At 29.8% G+C, this 19672-nt stretch carries 19 protein-coding genes; 16 read left to right on the top strand and 3 right to left on the bottom strand.

Going from position 1 to position 19672, the window contains the following annotated elements:
- The first annotated feature begins 8 nt into the window (after window positions 1-8).
- From Q0845_RS07230 to Q0845_RS07180, 11 genes are all read left to right on the top strand, one after another.
- Window positions 9-617, top strand: coding sequence for a TerD family protein (locus tag Q0845_RS07230; protein WP_298511218.1), 609 nt, complete (start codon window positions 9-11; stop codon window positions 615-617).
- A complete protein-coding gene (locus tag Q0845_RS07225) occupies window positions 617-1255 on the top strand; it encodes a VWA domain-containing protein (RefSeq protein WP_298511216.1) in 639 nt (212 codons plus the stop codon). The genes Q0845_RS07230 and Q0845_RS07225 overlap by 1 nt, the downstream gene beginning before the upstream one ends.
- Window positions 1256-1272: 17 nt before the next feature.
- A complete protein-coding gene (locus Q0845_RS07220; RefSeq protein ID WP_298511214.1) occupies window positions 1273-1908 on the top strand; it encodes a VWA domain-containing protein in 636 nt (211 codons plus the stop codon).
- A gap of 31 nt (window positions 1909-1939) precedes the next feature.
- Window positions 1940-2992 (top strand): TerY-C metal binding domain-containing protein, encoded by a 1053-nt coding sequence (locus tag Q0845_RS07215; RefSeq protein ID WP_298511212.1) that lies wholly within the window; start codon window positions 1940-1942, stop codon window positions 2990-2992.
- Between the two features lies 1 nt (window position 2993).
- On the top strand, window positions 2994-4448 hold the full coding sequence (locus Q0845_RS07210; RefSeq protein ID WP_298511209.1) for a PP2C family serine/threonine-protein phosphatase: 1455 nt from the start codon (window positions 2994-2996) through the stop codon (window positions 4446-4448).
- 11 nt (window positions 4449-4459) lie between these two features.
- Window positions 4460-5977, top strand: coding sequence for a kinase (locus Q0845_RS07205; RefSeq protein ID WP_298511207.1), 1518 nt, complete (start codon window positions 4460-4462; stop codon window positions 5975-5977).
- 472 nt (window positions 5978-6449) lie between these two features.
- Window positions 6450-6722, top strand: a complete 273-nt coding sequence (locus tag Q0845_RS07200) for a hypothetical protein (protein WP_298511205.1) — start codon at window positions 6450-6452, stop codon at window positions 6720-6722.
- 136 nt (window positions 6723-6858) lie between these two features.
- Complete coding sequence (locus tag Q0845_RS07195; RefSeq protein WP_298511203.1) at window positions 6859-6999, top strand: hypothetical protein; 141 nt, start codon at window positions 6859-6861, stop codon at window positions 6997-6999.
- Window positions 7000-7119: 120 nt separating this feature from the next.
- Window positions 7120-7494, top strand: coding sequence for a hypothetical protein (locus Q0845_RS07190; RefSeq protein WP_298511201.1), 375 nt, complete (start codon window positions 7120-7122; stop codon window positions 7492-7494).
- Between the two features lie 28 nt (window positions 7495-7522).
- Complete coding sequence (locus tag Q0845_RS07185; protein ID WP_298511199.1) at window positions 7523-8107, top strand: hypothetical protein; 585 nt, start codon at window positions 7523-7525, stop codon at window positions 8105-8107.
- Window positions 8108-8122: 15 nt separating this feature from the next.
- A complete protein-coding gene (locus Q0845_RS07180; RefSeq protein WP_298511197.1) occupies window positions 8123-9538 on the top strand; it encodes a DUF4407 domain-containing protein in 1416 nt (471 codons plus the stop codon).
- 83 nt (window positions 9539-9621) lie between these two features.
- On the opposite strand, the gene Q0845_RS07175 is transcribed toward Q0845_RS07180, so the two are convergent.
- Genes Q0845_RS07175 through Q0845_RS07165 form a run of 3 tightly spaced genes read right to left on the bottom strand, consistent with a single transcriptional unit; the run spans window position 9622 to window position 12563 of the window.
- The gene (locus tag Q0845_RS07175) at window positions 9622-10296 is read right to left on the bottom strand and encodes a response regulator (RefSeq protein ID WP_298511195.1); all 675 of its coding nucleotides are present in this window, start codon (window positions 10294-10296) and stop codon (window positions 9622-9624) included.
- Window positions 10297-10316: 20 nt separating this feature from the next.
- Window positions 10317-12275, bottom strand: a complete 1959-nt coding sequence (locus tag Q0845_RS07170) for a tetratricopeptide repeat-containing sensor histidine kinase (RefSeq protein WP_298511193.1) — start codon at window positions 12273-12275, stop codon at window positions 10317-10319.
- A 42-nt stretch (window positions 12276-12317) separates the two neighbouring features.
- Entirely contained in the window at window positions 12318-12563 is a 246-nt protein-coding gene (locus tag Q0845_RS07165) for a hypothetical protein (protein WP_298511191.1), read from the bottom strand.
- 418 nt (window positions 12564-12981) lie between these two features.
- On the opposite strand from Q0845_RS07165, the gene Q0845_RS07160 reads away from it, so the two are divergent.
- From Q0845_RS07160 to Q0845_RS07140, 5 genes are all read left to right on the top strand, one after another.
- Window positions 12982-13836, top strand: a complete 855-nt coding sequence (locus Q0845_RS07160; RefSeq protein ID WP_298511189.1) for a tetratricopeptide repeat protein — start codon at window positions 12982-12984, stop codon at window positions 13834-13836.
- On the top strand, window positions 13811-14473 hold the full coding sequence (locus tag Q0845_RS07155; protein ID WP_298511187.1) for a hypothetical protein: 663 nt from the start codon (window positions 13811-13813) through the stop codon (window positions 14471-14473). Before Q0845_RS07160 ends, Q0845_RS07155 begins: the two co-directional genes overlap by 26 nt.
- 611 nt (window positions 14474-15084) lie before the next feature.
- Window positions 15085-17376 (top strand): glycosyltransferase, encoded by a 2292-nt coding sequence (locus Q0845_RS07150; RefSeq protein ID WP_298511185.1) that lies wholly within the window; start codon window positions 15085-15087, stop codon window positions 17374-17376.
- A complete protein-coding gene (locus tag Q0845_RS07145) occupies window positions 17370-18776 on the top strand; it encodes a tyrosine-protein phosphatase (RefSeq protein WP_298511183.1) in 1407 nt (468 codons plus the stop codon). The genes Q0845_RS07150 and Q0845_RS07145 overlap by 7 nt, the downstream gene beginning before the upstream one ends.
- Window positions 18773-19465 carry a WG repeat-containing protein gene (locus Q0845_RS07140; protein ID WP_298511181.1) on the top strand — a complete coding sequence of 231 codons (693 nt, stop codon included), beginning with the start codon at window positions 18773-18775 and terminating at the stop codon, window positions 19463-19465. The genes Q0845_RS07145 and Q0845_RS07140 overlap by 4 nt, the downstream gene beginning before the upstream one ends.
- The last annotated feature ends 207 nt before the right edge of the window (window positions 19466-19672 follow it).

Genomic DNA, 19672 nt, shown 5'->3' with positions numbered 1-19672 from the left:
ATAAAAGTATGGCAATTAATTTGGCAAAAGGACAAAAGATTGATCTTCGAAAATCATCAGGAGAAAAACTAACTAGTTTTTGCGTAGGTGTCAATTGGGGAATGATTATAAAAAAAGGGTTTTTAAGTACCAAAAAAGTAGCAGTAGACCTAGATGCAAGCTGTGCTTTATTTGATGCCAATAACAATCTTTTGGAAAAAGTTTATTTCGGCAGATTACAATCGGACGACAGATCTATTATCCATAGCGGAGATGATTTGACAGGAGACGAGGATGGAGATGATGGCTTGGATAATGAAATTATTTCTGTGAATCTATCAAAAGTAGCAATAAACGTAGATAAAATAGTATTCTTTTTAAATAGTTTCCAACAGCAAGATTTTGCATCGGTACCGTTTGCAGCAATTAGATTATATGAAGGAACTCCTGAACATGTTCAAAATGTAGTGGCTACCTATGATATCGCTACCGATTCTAGCTTCAGAGGTTATGTTTCTATGGTAATGGGGAAATTATACAAGAGAAATGGTGAATGGAAATTTAATGCAATAGGAGACCCAACTAGAGACAGAAATTTAGAAGAAACAATAAGCACAATAATTAAAAAATACATATAATGAGAAGACTTCCAGTATACCTTTTATTAGATACATCAGGCTCCATGATCGGAGAACCAATTGAAGCTGTAAGAAACGGAATTCAAGTGATGGTTAATTCATTGAGACAGAATCCGCAAGCAATAGAAACAGCGTTTTTAAGTGTTATTACTTTTAATAGTACAGCACAGCAAATAGTTCCCTTAACAGATTTGACAACATTTCAAATCCCAGATATTCGAGCCACCGGAGTAACAGCTATGGGACAAGCCTTAAGTGTTGTAAGTAACTGTATAGACAATGAAGTAGCTAAAACAACAGCAGAAAGCAAGGGAGATTGGAAACCAATGATTTTTATTATGACTGATGGTATGCCTACAGATAGTTTACAAAATGGTTTGAATGAATTAAACAAAAGAAGAACAGCTGTAGTCGTAGCCTGTGCTGCTGGAAGTGGAGCAGATACAAATGTCTTAAAGAAAATTACAGAAAATGTGGTAAGCTTAGATACTGCTGATAGTCAGAGTATTGCTAAATTCTTTGCATGGGTAACGGCTTCTATTAGTACATCATCTACAAAAGTTGAAGAAGCAGGGCAAGAAGCATCTGGGCTGAATGAATTACCGCCGCCGCCTTCTGAATTAAATATAGTTGTATAACATTTACGCATAAAAAAATGAGAAGACTTCCTGTTTATTTTTTGTTGGATACATCTGGTTCTATGTTCGGAGAACCTATCGTTTCTTTGAATAATGCTTTAAGTGGTATGATCAATACATTAAGAGCAGATGCACAAGCTTCTGAAACACTCTGGATTAGTATTATTACTTTTAATAGAGAAGTAAAAGAGATTTTACCGTTAACGGATTTACAATCATTTCAATTACCTGAAATTACCTGCCCACAAAGCGGACCAACTTTTACAGGAAAAGCATTAGAATTTTTATGTAAAAATGTAAAAAACGATATTAAAGTAGGTACTCCAGAACAAAAAGGAGACTGGAAACCATTACTATTTTTATTTACAGATGGAAAACCATCAGATATTCAAAAGTATAATGAGTTCATCCCTAAGGTTAAGAAATTAAATTTTGCAGTTATTGTTGGTTGTGCAGCAGGAAATACAGCAGATGTTTCCAAATTAAAAAGGCTTACAGATGATGTGATTCGCCTAGAAACTACTGATAGTAATACGTTAAAACAATTTTTCTCATGGGTTTCTGAAACCATAGAACATGGAAATAAAAGTATTGGTACTACTGATAAGATACAATTACCACCACCGCCTTCAGAAGACATTATTGTTATCTAAATCAAATATGAACACCTAAAATCAAAAGTTAATGAGAAGACTACCCATTTATTTCTTAATAGATGTTTCAGAATCTATGATTGGAAACCCAATTGCAAACGTAGAAAAAGGAATAGAATCTATTATACGAGAACTAAAAACAAATCCTGTTGCACTAGAAACTGTATGGATTTCTATCATTGTATTTGCAGGGAAAGCAAAGACAATTATTCCATTACAAGATATCATTAGTTTTTATCCACCAAAATTCCCTATTGGAAGTGGAACATCATTAGGATATGGCATAGAACATTTAATAACAACACTTGATACAGATTTAGTAAAAACAACTCGAGAGAAAAAAGGGGATTGGAAGCCTATTATATTTTTATTCACTGATGGCGTGCCAACAGATGATAGTAGTAAAGCCATAAATGCATGGAATATAAAATGGCGGAATATGGCAAATATGATAGCGATTTCACTCGGAAGTGGTGCAGATAAAAATGTTTTAGGTCAACTAACAGATAATGTATTATTGTTTAAAGATAATGATATAAACAGCTATAAAGTGTTTTTCAAATGGGTGACTGATTCAATCAAGACGAATAGTCAAAACATAGAAAAATGTGAAAATGCATTTGAGCTAGATACTTTGCATAAAGAGCATCTTGAAAAAATTGACCTATCTAAAAAAGAGTATAATTCAAATAAAAAAGCAGATAATAATTTTGTAGTGTTAGAAGGTAAATGTCAAAACACAAAAGAGAAATATTTAATAAAATATAAAAAGAATTTTAAAAGTAAAAAGTTTGCGGGGATTCCATTAAAGACCAAATCCTATCAATTAATAGGAACATTTTTAGTAGATGATATGTATGATAAATTATCTAAAGTTTCTCAAAAAAAACATCAAGTTAATACTGACGAACTTGTAGGGTTTCCATCGTGTCCAAGTTGTGGAAATCAGACAGGTTTTGCCTTTTGTTACTGCGGGCAAATTCATTGTATCGGTCAAGAGAAGTTAAATACATGCCCAAGTTGTGGGAACACAGCTGAATATACATATTCAGATAATTTTAAAGTCAACAGAAAACAAGGATAAAATGAAAAATGAATATAAAAATTACATACAAAGGATATGCTTTTCATCTACCAAAAAACAACCAGAAAAGATAAGCCTCATGGTTAACGATTTTATGAAAGATGAAAAAGTACATGAAATCTACACCTCAATAGTCGAATTAGAAACTGAAATTATGAAAAAATGGAAGATACAAACACTAGTAACTGCATTTAAAAATAACGGAATATCTACAGATAATGGAACAGAAAAAGTACCGTACATATACACTTTTCCTCATAATTTTTTAGAAAAAAATAATTTGATTAAAATGAATTGTGTTGACTTAGATAAGTTCAACCTTACTTATAACCAAGACACAATGACCATTGAAGGTACGCCAGAAGTGAAATTAGATGATTTTTTTACTATAGAATTTTTAGTTGATGGAGAAGAAGCTTCAGAAATAAAACATCAAAAACAAGTAAAACTTCTTATTAATCCTGACCCAAAATCATTATGGAAAGATATTCCGAGTGACACTAATGCTTTGTTTTGGAAAGAAGATGATAAATCTGAGGCAACCAAAATTGGAGAGAAATCTATCGTAGTTTCCTCGAAGAGAGGCCGATCCCATAAAAATGTCGGAAGTTTTAGAGACGATGATTATGCTTTTAAATACTTTGAAGATTCCGAATGGACAATTGTCGCCGTTTCTGATGGAGCTGGGAGTGCAAAATTCTCTAGAAAAGGATCTGAAATTGCATGTTCAGAAACTATTAAGTGTTTTGAAAATGTAGCTATAAAAGAATTGGAACTTTTTGAAGAAGAATTCAATCAGTTTATTGATTTAAAAGAAGGAAAGCAACTTGAACAAGCAAAGGAAACAGCAATTAAGGCCATTTATAAAGTAGCAGTGCATGCGCATACTGAAATTGAAAAAATAGCTAGTGAAACCGCATTAGAATCTCCCAAAGCATTTGATAAAACAAAAATTTTAAATAAAGCAGATTATTTTCATGCAACTCTAATTTTTATTGCTTTTAAAAAAATCAATAATAAATATGTGTTTCTAAGTTTTGGAGTAGGTGACTGCCCTATTGGAATCATCAATAAAGACAGAACGGAAGCTAAACTTCTAAATTGGTTAGATATTGGTAAATATGGAGGCGGTACTCGATTTATTACAAATAGAGAAATATTTAGTTCTAAAGAAAGACCCATTGTATCAAGGTTTAATGTATATATAACAGAAGATTTTTCATTCCTATTTTTGATGACAGATGGTATTTATGATGCAAAATTTATTGTAGAAGCTAATTTGGAAAAAACAGAAAAATGGCTTGAATTTATAGCAGATTTAGAAGGGAGAAACGAAGACAATGTAACATTAGATTTTAGTAGAGATCTTAATCAACTCGAAGAAAATCTTAATAACTGGATGGACTTCTGGAGTAAAGGTAATCATGATGATAGAACATTAGCTATAATTTTTTAAAAGTAAGGCAGATGAATACCAAAACAGTAAAATCTATAATCGATACTACAAAAGAATACTATTATGTTGATAATGGTGACCCGATGCGAGGTGGGATGAAAGATGTATATTTTAGCCCAGATAAATCTTATGTAGTAGCAATATATAGAGATAAACAAGATGCCAACTCTATTGATAGATTAAAAAACATTGTTACAAAATATTTTGATAGTTTTTTTAAAAGAGAAGGAGGCAATTATTATAAAGAATTGTATTCCTGGCCAACGGACGTAATTCAAGAAAATGATAAAATAGGTATTATTGTTCCTTGTTATTCAAAAAACTTCTTTTTTAAAAAAGGGTATCAAGACAATGATTTATTAAAAGGGAAGGAAAAAGATGGTAAATGGTTTTCAAGTGCTAAATTCCGAACAGGAAAATCAAGATTGAAATTAGATAAATCAGAATTAGGGAATTGGTTAAGCTATTTTCAAGTTTGTGTAAATATTTCCAGAGGCGTAAAAAGAATGCATTCTGCAGGATTAGCACACTCAGATTTATCTTATAAAAATGTACTCATAGATCCAGTCAGTAAAAAAGCTGCCATTATTGATATTGATGGCTTGGTAGTTCCTGGCTTATATCCTCCTGATGTTATTGGTACTGCTGACTTTATAGCTCCTGAAGTTTTTTCGACAAAACATTTACCTGTAAATGATCCAAAAAGAAAACTACCAAATCGACTAACAGATTTACATGCGTTGGCAGTACTAATTTATATGTATTTGCTATACAGACATCCATTGCGAGGAGGAAACTATTTTGGTGCTTTAGATTCAGATGAAGAAGAAGATTTATTAATGGGATCCAAAGCTTTATTCATAGAACACCCAACAGATGCGAGCAATAGAAATTTCAAAAGAGAATATGGAGATAACGAAAAGAAATTTTATCCATGGACAGACCTTAAGACAACCCCTTATTTAATTACAGGACCATATTTGAAAAAATTATTTGACCAAGCTTTTATAAAAGGACTTCATAACCCTAAAGAAAGACCACCAGCAGTTATGTGGGAAGAAGCATTGATCAAAACAAATGATTTAAAACTAAAATGCAGTAATAATTCTTGTGATCAACAATGGTTTATATACAATAATACCAAAGTTACCAAGTGTCCATTTTGCGGAACAACTTATAAGAACTCAATTCCAGTATTAGATTTCTTTTATCAATTTAAACCTAATATTTGGAAGCCAGAAAATATGCGGTTAGTTGTATATAATAATACCACATTACATGCATGGCATGTAAGTAGAGATGTTATTAGAAATGAAAAATTGACAAGTGATGATAAATTACGTGTAGGTTATTTTGCATATCACAATACTAAATGGTTGCTTATTAATGAAAGGCTTCCGTATTTAAAAGATGTCACAAATAATAAGATTGTAAACAAAGGAGAATCTATAGAACTTATTGATGGAAATAAGATTTTACTATCAAATGAAAAATCAGGTAGAGTAGTAACCGTTACTATAACTAACTAAAGAAATCTATCAATACTATTAATAATTTTTTGAAGCCTTGTCATATGACGGAGCAACTAATGGATTTAAAACAATTTCTGAATATTTAGGTAGAAACTTAAGCAAAGCACCTCGTGGAGCAACTATAAATGCAATTAGTTCTTCAACGCCAGAGTTTTTTTACTGCATTATTCTTTTTATTTGTTTTAAAAGGAAGTATTGGTACTACTGCAGGAAGTACATTTTGCTGCTTCTTATATATGTCGTATTCATCTTATATGTTCAAGGAAGGTCGCGAGATTCAGAAATAACTAGACAAATTAATGAATGGTAAATTCATATTAATAACTGTTTTAAATCTATTTAGATCTTTGTAAACAGTTAAACTAAAACATGTATATGCCTACGTTTAATTTTCTTCATTTCATTTATGGAATTCCATAATTTACTATGTAGTTGATTGTATACATTTATTTAAAAATAAATAACAATCATGACACAAAACAACACACAGGACAAAGAATATCATTTAGGAGGAATAGTAACTTTTATCGTTGGTATCGCAGGTTTATTTTTAGGGTTAGACTTCACAAACAACCATTGGGTCGGCGGGGTTATAGGATTCATTATTGGCGTAATCATTGGTTCAGTATTGGAAAGTATTGTAGCTAGAATTATATTTTTCGTAATAGGAGTTATAATTATAGTTCTTCGTCGAGAATTGATTTCAAATATATTTGAAGCTCTACTAGGTCTATTTTCGTAATGTATTTACTGGTAGGTGTTTAAGTGTAAATTATTAGATGGGTCATTCAATAGCTTATATACTATCAATAAAAGATATATAAATAAGGAGTTCGCAGAAAATCCTAAGAAGAGTATGCATTATTTAACAATAAATCATGAAATGGAAATGTAGTAAATGTGGTCAGGTAGTAACAAGTCCACCACTAAACAATAATTGCCCAAAAGGAGGAAATCATTCTTGGACTTCAGCTCAATATCAAGAAGTAAGTCATTTGTTAATTGAAAATTTACAGTGAATGAAGAAAAGTTACTGTATTGTAATAGTTGAAATAAAATAATAATACATGTGTCAATTTGTAAAAGAACAAGGTGTAATATCATGTATATAAAGAAAATCACAAATAAATTTAAAAAAAATGAAATTAGTAATAAGTAAGAATCAAGCAGATAAAAAAGGTTTTTTCGGAGGAAATAAAGGCGTTAATTTTTCTCTTACATATAGAGTACAATTGACGGAGGATGAACAAAAATTAATTAAAAAATATAAAGTTGAGGATGAAACATTGATGACTAATGACAGAGGAGACAGGATTACAATTCAAGATATGATTAATGGTCGTTCATTAACTACGCAAAATATAGAGGTATTACAGAATAATGAAAATATAGCGATCAATGTCTGTAAAACTTTTAAAAACTATTTAAGCACATTAAAATCTTTCGGAGGTAAATATATTTTAGACTTTAAGGATGATGGAATTTATACGCCGGATGGTGATAAATTAGAGTAAATAATAAAAATTATTAAAACTTTTACAAATGAGTGATGTTACAATAATGGACGCAGGTAATGAATTACCAAAACGATTTGAAGATAAAGATGATTATATATCTTTTCTAACAAAAATGCATGGCAAAAAAGCTAATAAAATACAATCACTTATTGATAAAGATGATTGGAATTTAATGCAGCGCATGTTTACACAAAAACAACTAATTCAAGTAGCCAAAGATCAACGATTAATTCAAACGCAAAGGCATTTTAGTCTGGTAAATAGAGCTGAAGAAATTATAAACGATGTAGTCATAACTTCTTTAGAAAATAGAGCTAAATCAATATTGGTACAGGATTTATTTAAACATAAAGCAGAAGATGTACAAAAAATGCTCGAGAAGCTATCAAAGCTAAAAATGAAAATTACTGATGCAAGAGAAGAGTTTAGCGATTATTATATTCAAAAGAAAAAAAACTTCAATGCTAAATATGCTGAAGATGACGAATTGCGAAAAGAAATGATTGATGATTTAGTTGAATTAAGAAAAAGCTATAGGGATGCTGGTCAAACAGCACTAGAAAGTATTAAAGAACAACTATCACAAATTGAACGTAAAATTTCTAGGTAAAATCAAATTCAAAACATGAAAAATTATTGCTACCATTTTTTTATTTGGTGTGCTGGCTCAGATACAAATATATTAGATGAATGCTCGCATTCTGAAAGAGTAAAACACGCCGGATATGGAGTCTTAATCTGTATTCCGGCGATTCTAGCTTTTGTATCCATGTCGTACGCAATATCAACACTTACAGATAATTATTTCTTCATTATTTTATCTGGACTCATTATGAGTGGGATCATATTTTCCATAGATCGTTTTATTTTAAGTACGTTTAGAAAAGGTGAAACGATAAAAGAAGATTTGTTTAGTCGTTCATTTATATTGCGATTGATTATGGCTTCTATTTTAGGATTTGCATTATCACATCCGTTTGTATTGTTCTATTTTGATGATAGTATCAATCAAGCTTTGAAAGAAGATCTTTTATTAAGTGTAAAGGAAAAAGATTCTGTATCCAAGATTGAAAGAAATGAATTAGTAGTCTCCAATAAAGAACGAATTGAAGTATTCAGAACAGATAGGTCTGATGTTCAAACTCGTATAACTAATAGAAATCAGCAAATTATAGATAAACAGGCATTAATAGATTGCAAAAGACGTTTACTAACAGCAGAACAGTCAGGGGCTAAAATTTCATTGCCTTGTGGTGAATCTTCTGGGAAACTTAGATACGGTCCAAGAACGAAGGCTATCCAAGATCAAATAAATATCTTAATAAATGAATTGGATGCTCTAAAGCAGGAAAGTCAATCCATACTAAATGTACTAAATGCAGAAATAATACGCTCTGATAGTTTGCGTACTTTGACAGAATTTCAGAATAACAAAAAACTTCGAGAATTTGATAGTTTGCAAAGAATTGAAATTGAAGAATTGAAGAATAACTTTTCTAACGATTATTTAGCAAAAGAAAATGCTTTGTATGGTAAACTAGCAGAGAAAAATCCAAGTACAGTTTGGATAACTTCTTTATTTATCATACTTGTATTTTTTATAATCGATGTTGTTGCTGTAATGTTAAAAGTCCTGGTGAAAAGAGGAAGTTATGATGATAAATTAGATGAATTACATTTACAGTCTTCGAGTTCTTGGTTTAGATTAAAAAATATGGAGACAATGAAGAGAAATGCTGAAAAACAATATTATGCTCAATATGCACATGACATCTATAAAGAGCAATTATTTGTGGAAGAAAAAGCAAAGCAACGCGAGAAAATGATTTCTTTATTATTAGACTCAGCACAAAAATTCAATAAAAAACTATGTAAGGATCATCAAAAATTTGCTGATTTTTATTTTGATAATTTAGAAAAAATAAACAAGAGAAATAATGTAGATGAAGAAATTCAAAAGGAAGACAAAGAAATGCTAAATGATGTAAAGTTTATTTTTTATAAAAACTCTAAAGAAGCAAGGGAGCAATTTAAAAAGTAAAATCAATTATGCTATGCTAGCATTTATAAATGTTTAAGAGAAGAAATTTTGAATTTGTTTAATATATTTTTTCAAAGAAACGATTAAATCAGTCCAAAATCTTTTAAAATAGCAATAAGATGTAGTGTATTATTTGCATTAAAGTCAATTTTTAATTTTTCTATTCTTTTTTCAATAATACTAATACTATTCGGAGTGATATTATGTTTTTTAAAGTACTGTTGTACTTCTCTTTGCGATAAACCTTCTAATAACTTTTCAATTAAAATTTTCTGGTAATCAGTTAATTCCATTGCCTTTTTTTGATCTAATATATTTTGTAGTTGAGTTGGCTTATAGATTTTACCTGTATATACTTCTCTTACAGCATTCACTAATTCTTTAGCATCATAACCATCCTTAGCTACAAAGCCATTAATTTTTTGATCACTAAATAATGAATTTATCTTTGAAATTTTATTTTCTATAGAATACACAATTACTTTAATACTCGATTGAATATTTCGTATTTTTTTTATGAGCTCTAAACCAGAAGCAATATCCTCATTCCAATAATTCCTTTCAAAAGATAAATCAGTAATTACCAAATCAAACGGATCTTTTTTCTGCATAGCTTCTTTGAACATAACAAAAGCTTTATCACAATACTGTGTATGTATAATTCCTGTTTTTAATATAATTTTTTTATCTACTAATATTTTAATAATGCCATAGTTTGCAATCTCTATGTCTTCAACGACTAAAATTTTTTTGAACATATAAAGTGTATTTTTGAATATTAATCAGTACTAGGAATCTTAATAATTACTTTTATTCCTTTTTCTCTATCTAATTCAAATGTAATTGTTCCATTAATGCTCTTAATAAGGTTTTCCATAATCATGAGGCCATTTTTTTTATTCTTGTTTGTTTTTTTTAAAAAACCAACGCCATCATCTGTATATGTGATGGATATCTTAGGAGCATCGTAACTAAAAATTAGACTTACTAGTTTTGCACAGCTATGTTTCTGCATATTTACCATCAATTCTTTAACTACTTTGTAGACAACTATTTTTTTAATAGTACTAACTTTCTCCCAAGGAATTGTTTCAATGCCTCTATCAAATACTTTTACATCATTTGTGATATAATTACGGATGCGATCTTGTAAATGTTCTGTATAATGCTTAAAATCAATATGACTGTTATCTCTAGAAATATCTCTAGCACTGTTATATATAATATTCAATTTATCAAGAATTTTAGCCTCATCTTCATTATTTGTTATCAGCATTTTAATAAGGTGAATATCATTGGCGATATGGTCGTGTACTTTTTTTGAAATTTTATTTTCTACCTCGTATACAGCTTGAATCTTCTCCTTTTTTGTACGTTCTTTTATCGTTTTACTTCTTTGTGTGAAAAATGCAATTGCGCCAAATAAAACGATTAATGCCATAATGATAATCCAAAAAGTTTTCTTTTTTTGCTCTTTTATTTTTAATTCTTTTTCTGCCGCTTCAGTTGCTAATTTTTCATTTTGAAATCGTGTAGGAGCATAAATTTGACGAATTTCTTTTCTAGCTTCTTCTAGTTGTTGACTAATAACTTTATACTCTAATAATTTATCTAAAGCAGTTGTATCTAAAGCGGTAATTAAATCCAAAGCATTGAGTGTTTCTACCTTATTGAATATTTTTTTTGCATTTGTATAAGCTTCTTCGGCATGATATAAAGCTTTCTCAGGATTTGACTTTGCATAAAATTTTGAAAGATGTGTGTGACTTGCGACGAGTCCAGATAAATCTTCTTCAGTAATCCTTATATCTAATGCTTTTAAGAGTAGTTTTTGTATTTCATGAATATTATCACCTCTTTTCCATTTTACAAAACCTAAATTACTCAATAAACGAGCATATTCAAGAATGTTCTTAGTAGCTATAGAATCTTGGAGTAACTCTTCATAAATTAAAATACTTGCATCAAATTCTTTAATGTCAGCATTTATATTTGCCTTAGTAATTTTAGTTTTAAACACTTCAGAGTATATTTCAGAATTCTTTTTTGCAAAATTTAGTGCTTTGGCATTCCAGTTTAGTGCTTCTTTGTAATTTGTGAGCTCTCTTAGTGAAGTAGATATAGAATGTAATAAACCTAACTTTGTTTTTAAATCTTTCGGGCTGTCAAAATTTTTCAATCCATCTGTTGCAATAATATTGCTAACGTGATAGCCTCCCAATTCTTTTTGAATATTTGCCATCGACAAAAGTCTTCTTCTAGCTAATACAGTATCCTTTAAATCTCTAGATGCTTTAAAAGATTCATTAAAATAAGAAAAGGTAGCTACAAGGTTTTTATCTTTTTTGTAAAGCTTTCCAAGCTTGTATGAAGATTTTGCAATATATTTTTTGGCGTTTTCATCTTTTGCAATTTCCAATAACTTTTCAGCAACTTTCTTAGCTTCATTATACTTTCTATATTTTTCTAGTAATTTTATTTTTATATTATATGCTTTATATTTTAGAGTATCTATATTGAGTAATATTGTAGTTTCAATAAAATCATCAACAATTCCTATAGAACCAGTGATAGTATCTAATTTTCTAATATTTTCTTGGTAGTATACACTCAAACTGTCTGCTTGTTTCCTAGAACTATCCTTTGAGCTATTTTGTATAATACTACCCTTTTGAAAGAAAAATAGTGTTATAGCTAAAAGAAAGAGGGACGATAAAATGTAAAATTTTATTTTCATCCCTCTAAAGTTACCATTTTTTTTGAATTGAAAAATGACTATTTATTCATTATCATCATCATCATCTGGATCAATTTTTGGATCTTCTCCTTCAATAGCTGTATAACCACAGTGAATGGGACAGCATCCATCATCGTCAGTATGGTCACATTCATAAACTTCATGTGTTTGACAATCGTCGTCATATTCGTTTAATGGTTCTTTTGTGCAGCTTGTGTTCATTGTTATCATTACGACAGCTACAAGTCCTAATACATTCTTTTTTGATATATATATTGATAAATTCATAATTTTTAATTTTTTAAAATTTGACATAAGTTTCCTATCACCTTTTTTAAGGCGAGTTGTTAAATAATTCCAAAGCGCTTTGGATATTTGAGAAGGGTATCTTGTTTAGAAATCTTTCTTTGTCTCCTCCACAGAGATTTCAATCAAAACAAGTATTGATACTAAGCTTAGTATTGTTACGATTGATCATACGTAACTATCAATGTTCGAAACAAAGAAATAGATATAAGAATGAATTTAATGTCCAGCTTATGGACAGCTTATGGACAGGTTGGACACTTTAGTGTTCGTAGAGATTTTTAATGATCTTGATGTCCGTATAACAAGTCATGAATAGCTGAAAAGCATAAAATATTTTGAGTATGATTATTATGGATTTCCATAATTATATACTCTCTTTTGATATTATGTTTGTAATATGGACACAGATAGTATTATAAAAGAGATAGTAAAAGAGGCATTTAAGATAGCTGAAGCTAATGTGATCAATTACAGTGTTAATGGAATGTGCGTTTTTGTTAGTAATTGGATAGACGAAAATATACCTAGTTCTGGAGTTTCAGCTAAAACACTCAATAGAGTCTACAATAAATATATTAATGGTAGCAAAGAAAATTATCAGATAAAGGAATTGACAATAAAATTACTCTGTAATTATATTGGATTTGATACTTACGAAGCTTTTGTTCAAAAATATAAATCAGAAATTCGTATTAGTGATTTATCATATAAACTTATATCCAAACTAACCAAATTAGAAGTAAGTAAGTACATAGCAGATTTATCTAAAAAGAGTCAAGAAAATATTAATAATGACTCAATTTTTTTCTGGCTAGGAGTGCTATTAATGGAAAGAAAACGATTTGATGCAGCAATAATATGTTTTAAAAAAGCTATAGAATTAAATCCTACAAGTGACGAATATTACTACAACCTAGCATTATCAAAATTTAAAGGGAAACACCCTTTCCGATTACATTTTAACGAAATCATAGAAATTTTAGAAGATGTAGATATGTCTATATCTATAAATGACAAAAAGTCAAAATATTATCGCTTAAAGCATTTAATACATGAAGACTTTTTTAAAAGAAGAGGTTTGCAAGTAAGAGAAAAAGTAATCGAATTACAAGCTGTAGATCGTTTGGAAAAAAATATTTCAGAATTACAACGTCTATGTAGATTACTAAATATTGAATACGAAGATTTACTATTTACTAAAAATAACCACCATAAAAACCACGACAATGACATTAAATGGAAGGAAGATTAAAAATTATTTTAAAAAGTATAGCTTTTCTAGAATTTCCGATCAGGAATTTGATAAACTAGTTAGGGAATCTATGAAAGGATTAAATGATAGAGCTTTAGCAAAAACTTTAATAGATCCTAACGATTGTATTCGACAACCTAAAATGATAACTGGTTTGAAAGCAAAAGATTTTGGAGGTGCAGAAGCAAACTATAGGAAAGGAAAAGACGGATATATTCGCTACATACCTAAAGTTGTTACTATACTAAACTTTACATTGAATGAAATTGTAATTTATCAATGTGTTTTTGATCCCACAAAAGAAATAGCTTTAAATGAATCTACATTTGCAGTTTTTTATGAACATGTAGTTTCAATAGAAACAATAACAGACTCACGAGGAGATACAACATATTCCACAGTTGAAAAACTTATGAATAAAATTCCTGTTATTAAAAACTTTATAGAAGGAGAGCTAAATCATGTCAATGTCTCAAAAAAGTTTGTTTTAAGCACACAAGGAAATACTAGTATAGAAATTAAACTGTCAGATTATGAGGTTGTTGATGAAATTGGAGGACAGTTTAGAACTTCAGATGTAGATAACGTAATAAGGGCCGTACGCACAGCACTAAATGACAAGAAATCCAGAAATTAAAAGTATTATGTTTGGCAGAGTAAGTGTGAAAACAATAAAAAAAGCAGACAATATTACTAAAGTAGTAATTGTACTAATTTTTTTAAGAATGATATATACTCATACCGTTCCATATGGAGCAGGAGCTATTATACTATTAATTTTATATATGTTCCTTAAAAAAAGCAATAACAATCTTAAGATTGGATTATGTATTCTTTCTATACTAGTTATGGTATTACAATATACAGATAGATTTGATATTGTGATAGGTAATATTTTATCACAAGTTTTTAGTTTTGTTATTGCAATAGCTTTTTTTTATTTCTTATTTAGAATGTTTTTCAAAAGGTAAGTTTTGGATATCAAGTTGTCTACCCAAATTCATAATTCAACTATAGCTTTAAGTTGTTTATATATCCTAAAATTTTATAAACACATCCTTTACATAATTTCTAGAAGATAAAACTCAGTAAACATGCTCTTGTAATTTTCAAGCAATTATGTGTTATTTGAAAAACATTATGAAGAAATTTCTTTATGATTAATGTTGATTATAAATATTAAATAAAAAAAATATTCTTATATTTTTCGAGTTTTTTATTTAATATTAAGAATTGGAATTTTACATCATGCACATACTTAAAATCATACACGGATTTCCACCTTTATATAATGCAGGATCAGAAGTATATAGTGAAGCTATTACAAAACAATTATCAAAAAAACATCGTGTTACCGTATTTACAAGAGAGGAAAATGTGTATCGTCCAGATTTTGAAATTAGACAAGAAATACGGAATCAAAATTTAGTTATCTATTATATAAATAATCCACAGAGTAAAGATGGTTATAAGCATTCTGAAATTGACAGTATATTCGAAAATCTTATTCAAGACTTACAACCAGACATTTCGCATGTAGGTCATTTAAATCATTTATCAACAGGTATTGTTGATGTATTATATAAACATTCCATACCTATTGTATTTACACTTCATGATTTTTGGCTAATGTGTCCTAGAGGTCAATTTTTAACACGTAGTATTGGTCAAGAAAACAACTATCAAGTTTGTAACAAACAAGATCATACCAAATGTGCTTCAGATTGTTATCGGGTATATTTCAGTGGGAAGAAAGAAGAAGAGAAGGTTGATCTAGGACAATGGACTCATTGGATAGAAAGACGTATGAAGGAAACCAAATCTATTGTAGATAAAGTCTCGACTTTTATAGCTCCTGCAAACTATCTAAGGAGTCGTTTTATTAATGATTTCAATATGCCATCAAATAAAATTCAATATTTAGACTATGGGTTTGATACAAGCTATTTGAAACCTGTTGAAAATAATACAGAGCGTCCTTTCACATTTGGTTATATAGGAACACATATTCCTGCAAAAGGCATCAACCTTTTAATAAAGGCTTTTAAAAAACTTGATACAACAGCAGAATTACTTATCTATGGACGCGATAGAGGACAAAGTACGAAAGCGCTCCGATTACTTGCATCGAGTTCAAAAAATAAAATTGAATTTCTACCTGAATATAAAAATGAAAATATTGTCAGCGAAGTGTTCTCAAAAGTTGATTGTATTGTTGTTCCATCCATTTGGGCGGAGAATTCGCCATTAGTAATTCACGAAGCGCAAGCATGTCACATTCCTGTGATAACTGCCAATTATGGAGGCATGAAAGAATATGTACATCACAAAGTAAACGGTTTATTATTTGAACACAGAAACCATGAAGATTTATATGGTAAGATGTTGTATGCTTTAAAGAATCCTAATGAGATGAAAATACTAGGAAAAAAAGGGTATTTGTATAGTGAAAATGGTGAAGTAGTTTCTATAGATATGCATTGTGAAATTCTTGAAGATATATACAAGAGTCAACTTGATACAAAATTATGGCGCTTAACGATTGACACAAATCCCGAAGATTGTAACCTTAACTGTATTATGTGTGAGGAACACAGTCCTTACAGTGATTTTATTTCTAATCTATATAAAACAACTGGAATAAAACGAAGAAGAATGAATTTTGAGATGGTCACTTCAATTATTGAACAAGCAAAGGATATAGGAATTAAAGAGATCATTCCATCCACTATGGGAGAACCACTTTTATACAAAGAGTTTGATGCGTTATTAAAACTAGCTTCCTCTAAGGGATTAAAAATCAACTTAACAACAAATGGAACATTTCCAAAAAAAACAGTATTAGAATGGGCAAAACTTATTGTACCTGTAACCACTGATGTGAAGATTAGTTGGAATGGAGCAACTTCAACAACTGCTTCAACAGTAATGAAAGGTATTGACTTTGATAAAGCCATAGAGAATGTGAAAGCTTTCATAGCATATCGAGATTCTTTTTATGAAAAAATGGGAGTTTATTGCCGTGTGACATTTCAACTTACATTTATGCAGAACAACATGCACGAACTAAGTGATATCATAAGACTTGCAGCATCTTTAGGAGTAGACAGAGTAAAAGGGCATCAACTTTGGGCACATTTTGATGAAATAAAGCACTTATCAATGCAGCATTCTAGCCAAAGTATATCAACATGGAATACCTATGTAAGTGAAGCAAATCACGCAGCAAATACATACTTAAAACCTAACGGAGAAAAAGTACTACTAGAAAACATTACACCGCTTACAAGTCATAATGAAAAAAACGTACCAACAGCTTACGAATGTCCTTTTTTGGAAAAAGAATTGTGGATTTCTGCCACTGGAAAAATATCGCCATGTTGCGCTCCAGATGAGTTAAGACAATCATTAGGTGATTTTGGAAATATTAATGAAACATCAATAGCTGAGGTTGTGAAAAGTGGGCAGTATAGAAATTTGGTGAAGAATTATAAATCAAATGCACTTTGTCAAAGCTGTAATATGAGAAAACCATGTTAAGTCACCCTTGTTTATCATTAGTCACGCAAGTAATAGCTGATCAAAGTAAGATCAAAAGTCTTGTGTTGTATGGTTCTTATGGAAGAAAAAGCGCGACTGTAAATTCAGATGTAGATCTTATATTAGAAACTGAAAAAAGTTTTGATAAAAGAGAACTCATACAATCGTTAGAACCTAGACTAGAAGATGTAATTGCTATTGTATTTGTAAAACTCCGTTCCAAAATTGTGATCTATTTTACTTCAAAACCAAAAATTGAAATTACTCTTTGTGTAAACCTTAAAGATCAAGCTACATATTATAAAGGTTCAAATATCGATAAAGAGCAGATCAAAAATTCTATATTGATTGACAGAACAGGAATTACGCAGCAAACTCTTGAAATGATTGTTGATACTCATCAGAATGTAGTTTACGATATTAATGATTTGATCACAAAATTTATATATGAATTTGAAAGTTCATCTCGAATGCACGCCAGAAGTGATGCATATCAAAGTTACTTTTTCTACAATATTGCTTTAGAAGTTTCGATTCAATTACATTGTTTGAACAATGGTATTCACGAATATTTATTTCTTCCTAAAAATTTTAGTACAACTGTTTTAAATACTGAATTAAAAAACGTGTTCTTTCAGTTATCAGGAGAATTGCTCTTATCAGAAGTAAACAAACAAAAAAGACAACTCCTAGATTTTTTTTACAAAGCAATCGAAAGCCAAGTCGAAAAAACCCGCTATTCAGAAATTAAAAAAATGTTAGAAAGCATCTACAAGAGAGATTATTTTTGGAATTATAGAGATGTCGCCACTTATAATGATAAATTAAAAAATGAAATGATTTATCGAGGAAGTTGCCCAACTTTGATACAACCTTTTGAAGCTTATAAGGAGTTATTGGTAGAGAGAAATATAAAAATAATCATTGATTTAAGAGCGCCAAGAGAAGTAGAGGAAGTACCATTTACAAAATCACACCTAAATGGTATTCAATATATAATTGCGGCTTTCGATCCTTGGAATCAATCGCAAGAATTTAAAGAAAAGTATGCACATGGAAGTAATGTAGAAATTGCATATCGTTTTTTCAGTAGATCGTGTAAAAAATCTATATATAAAGTTGTAAAAACAATTGCTGAAAGTGAACAAAACATTCTATTTCATTGTCATGCAGGTAAAGATCGAACAGGCATCATTGCCACAATACTGCATTTAGTTTCTGGGTCAAATTATGAAGTTATTTTGAATGATTATCTCGCATCTGAATCAGATACAAAAAAAGAAAACCTTCAGATTTTCTTGGATGTCGTGAATGAGCACGGAAATATTCAGTTGTATTTAGAATCTTGTGGCGTTAATGATATATTATTTAAAAAACTAAAAGCAAGAATTACGAAATGAACTATTTTGACATAACAGTAAATACATCACAAACTCAGTATTTATATCAAGGGAAACCTCTTTTTAGTCATACTTTTTTGAATGCACTTAACTTTCACAAAGAAGGACTTGCTGCGGTTCTTGATGAAAGTGGAGCATATCACATTAATATTAAAGGAGAAGCAATTTATAGAGAACGTTATGATAGGACTTTTGGATTTTACTATGAAAAAGCGGGTGTGATCAACAATAAAGGAGCTTTTCATATTGATATAAACGGAAAACCAATTTATAATCAGCGTTACAAATGGGTTGGAAATTATCAACAAAATGTGTGTGCAGTCAGAGATTTTTATAATTTCTACTTTCATATTGACGAAAAAGGAAATTCACTATATGACGAGAAATATACTTATGCTGGAGATTTTAGAGATGGAATTGCCTGTGTGCAATTGGAAAATGAAAAATTTACACACATTTATAAAGATGGCTCAAAAGTTCACAATAGGTATTTCTACGATTTAAATGTATACCACAAAGGATTTGCCTGTGCAAAAGATGAAAAGGGTTGGCATCATATCGATATTTATGGAAAAGAAATATACCAATATCGATTTTTAATGATTGAACCTTTCTATAACGGATTAGCCTTAGTAACAGATTTAGAAGGAAAAAAGGGAGTTATCGATGAGTATGGAGACTGCTCGTAACAGTCAAAAAAATAAAAATATTAATTTGTCCCTTCAATTAACCCCGAACCTTTAAAGTTTGAACTTTTTGGTGAGGAATTTGAGAGAGTTTTTTTTGTATAAACAGAATTACCCTTTAAGTACTCTTTAAGTATTATAAGAAAAATTAATATGTTAACGTCATGAAGGAGATTTCTTAAACATGTATGTTGTGTTATTAAAAATTGT

The sequence above is a fragment of the uncultured Kordia sp. genome, from assembly GCF_947489565.1.
Taxonomy (GTDB): Bacteria; Bacteroidota; Bacteroidia; order Flavobacteriales; family Flavobacteriaceae; genus Kordia.
The sequence above is the reverse complement of the archived record's forward strand: the minus strand, read 5'-3'. Positions and strand labels throughout refer to the sequence as shown.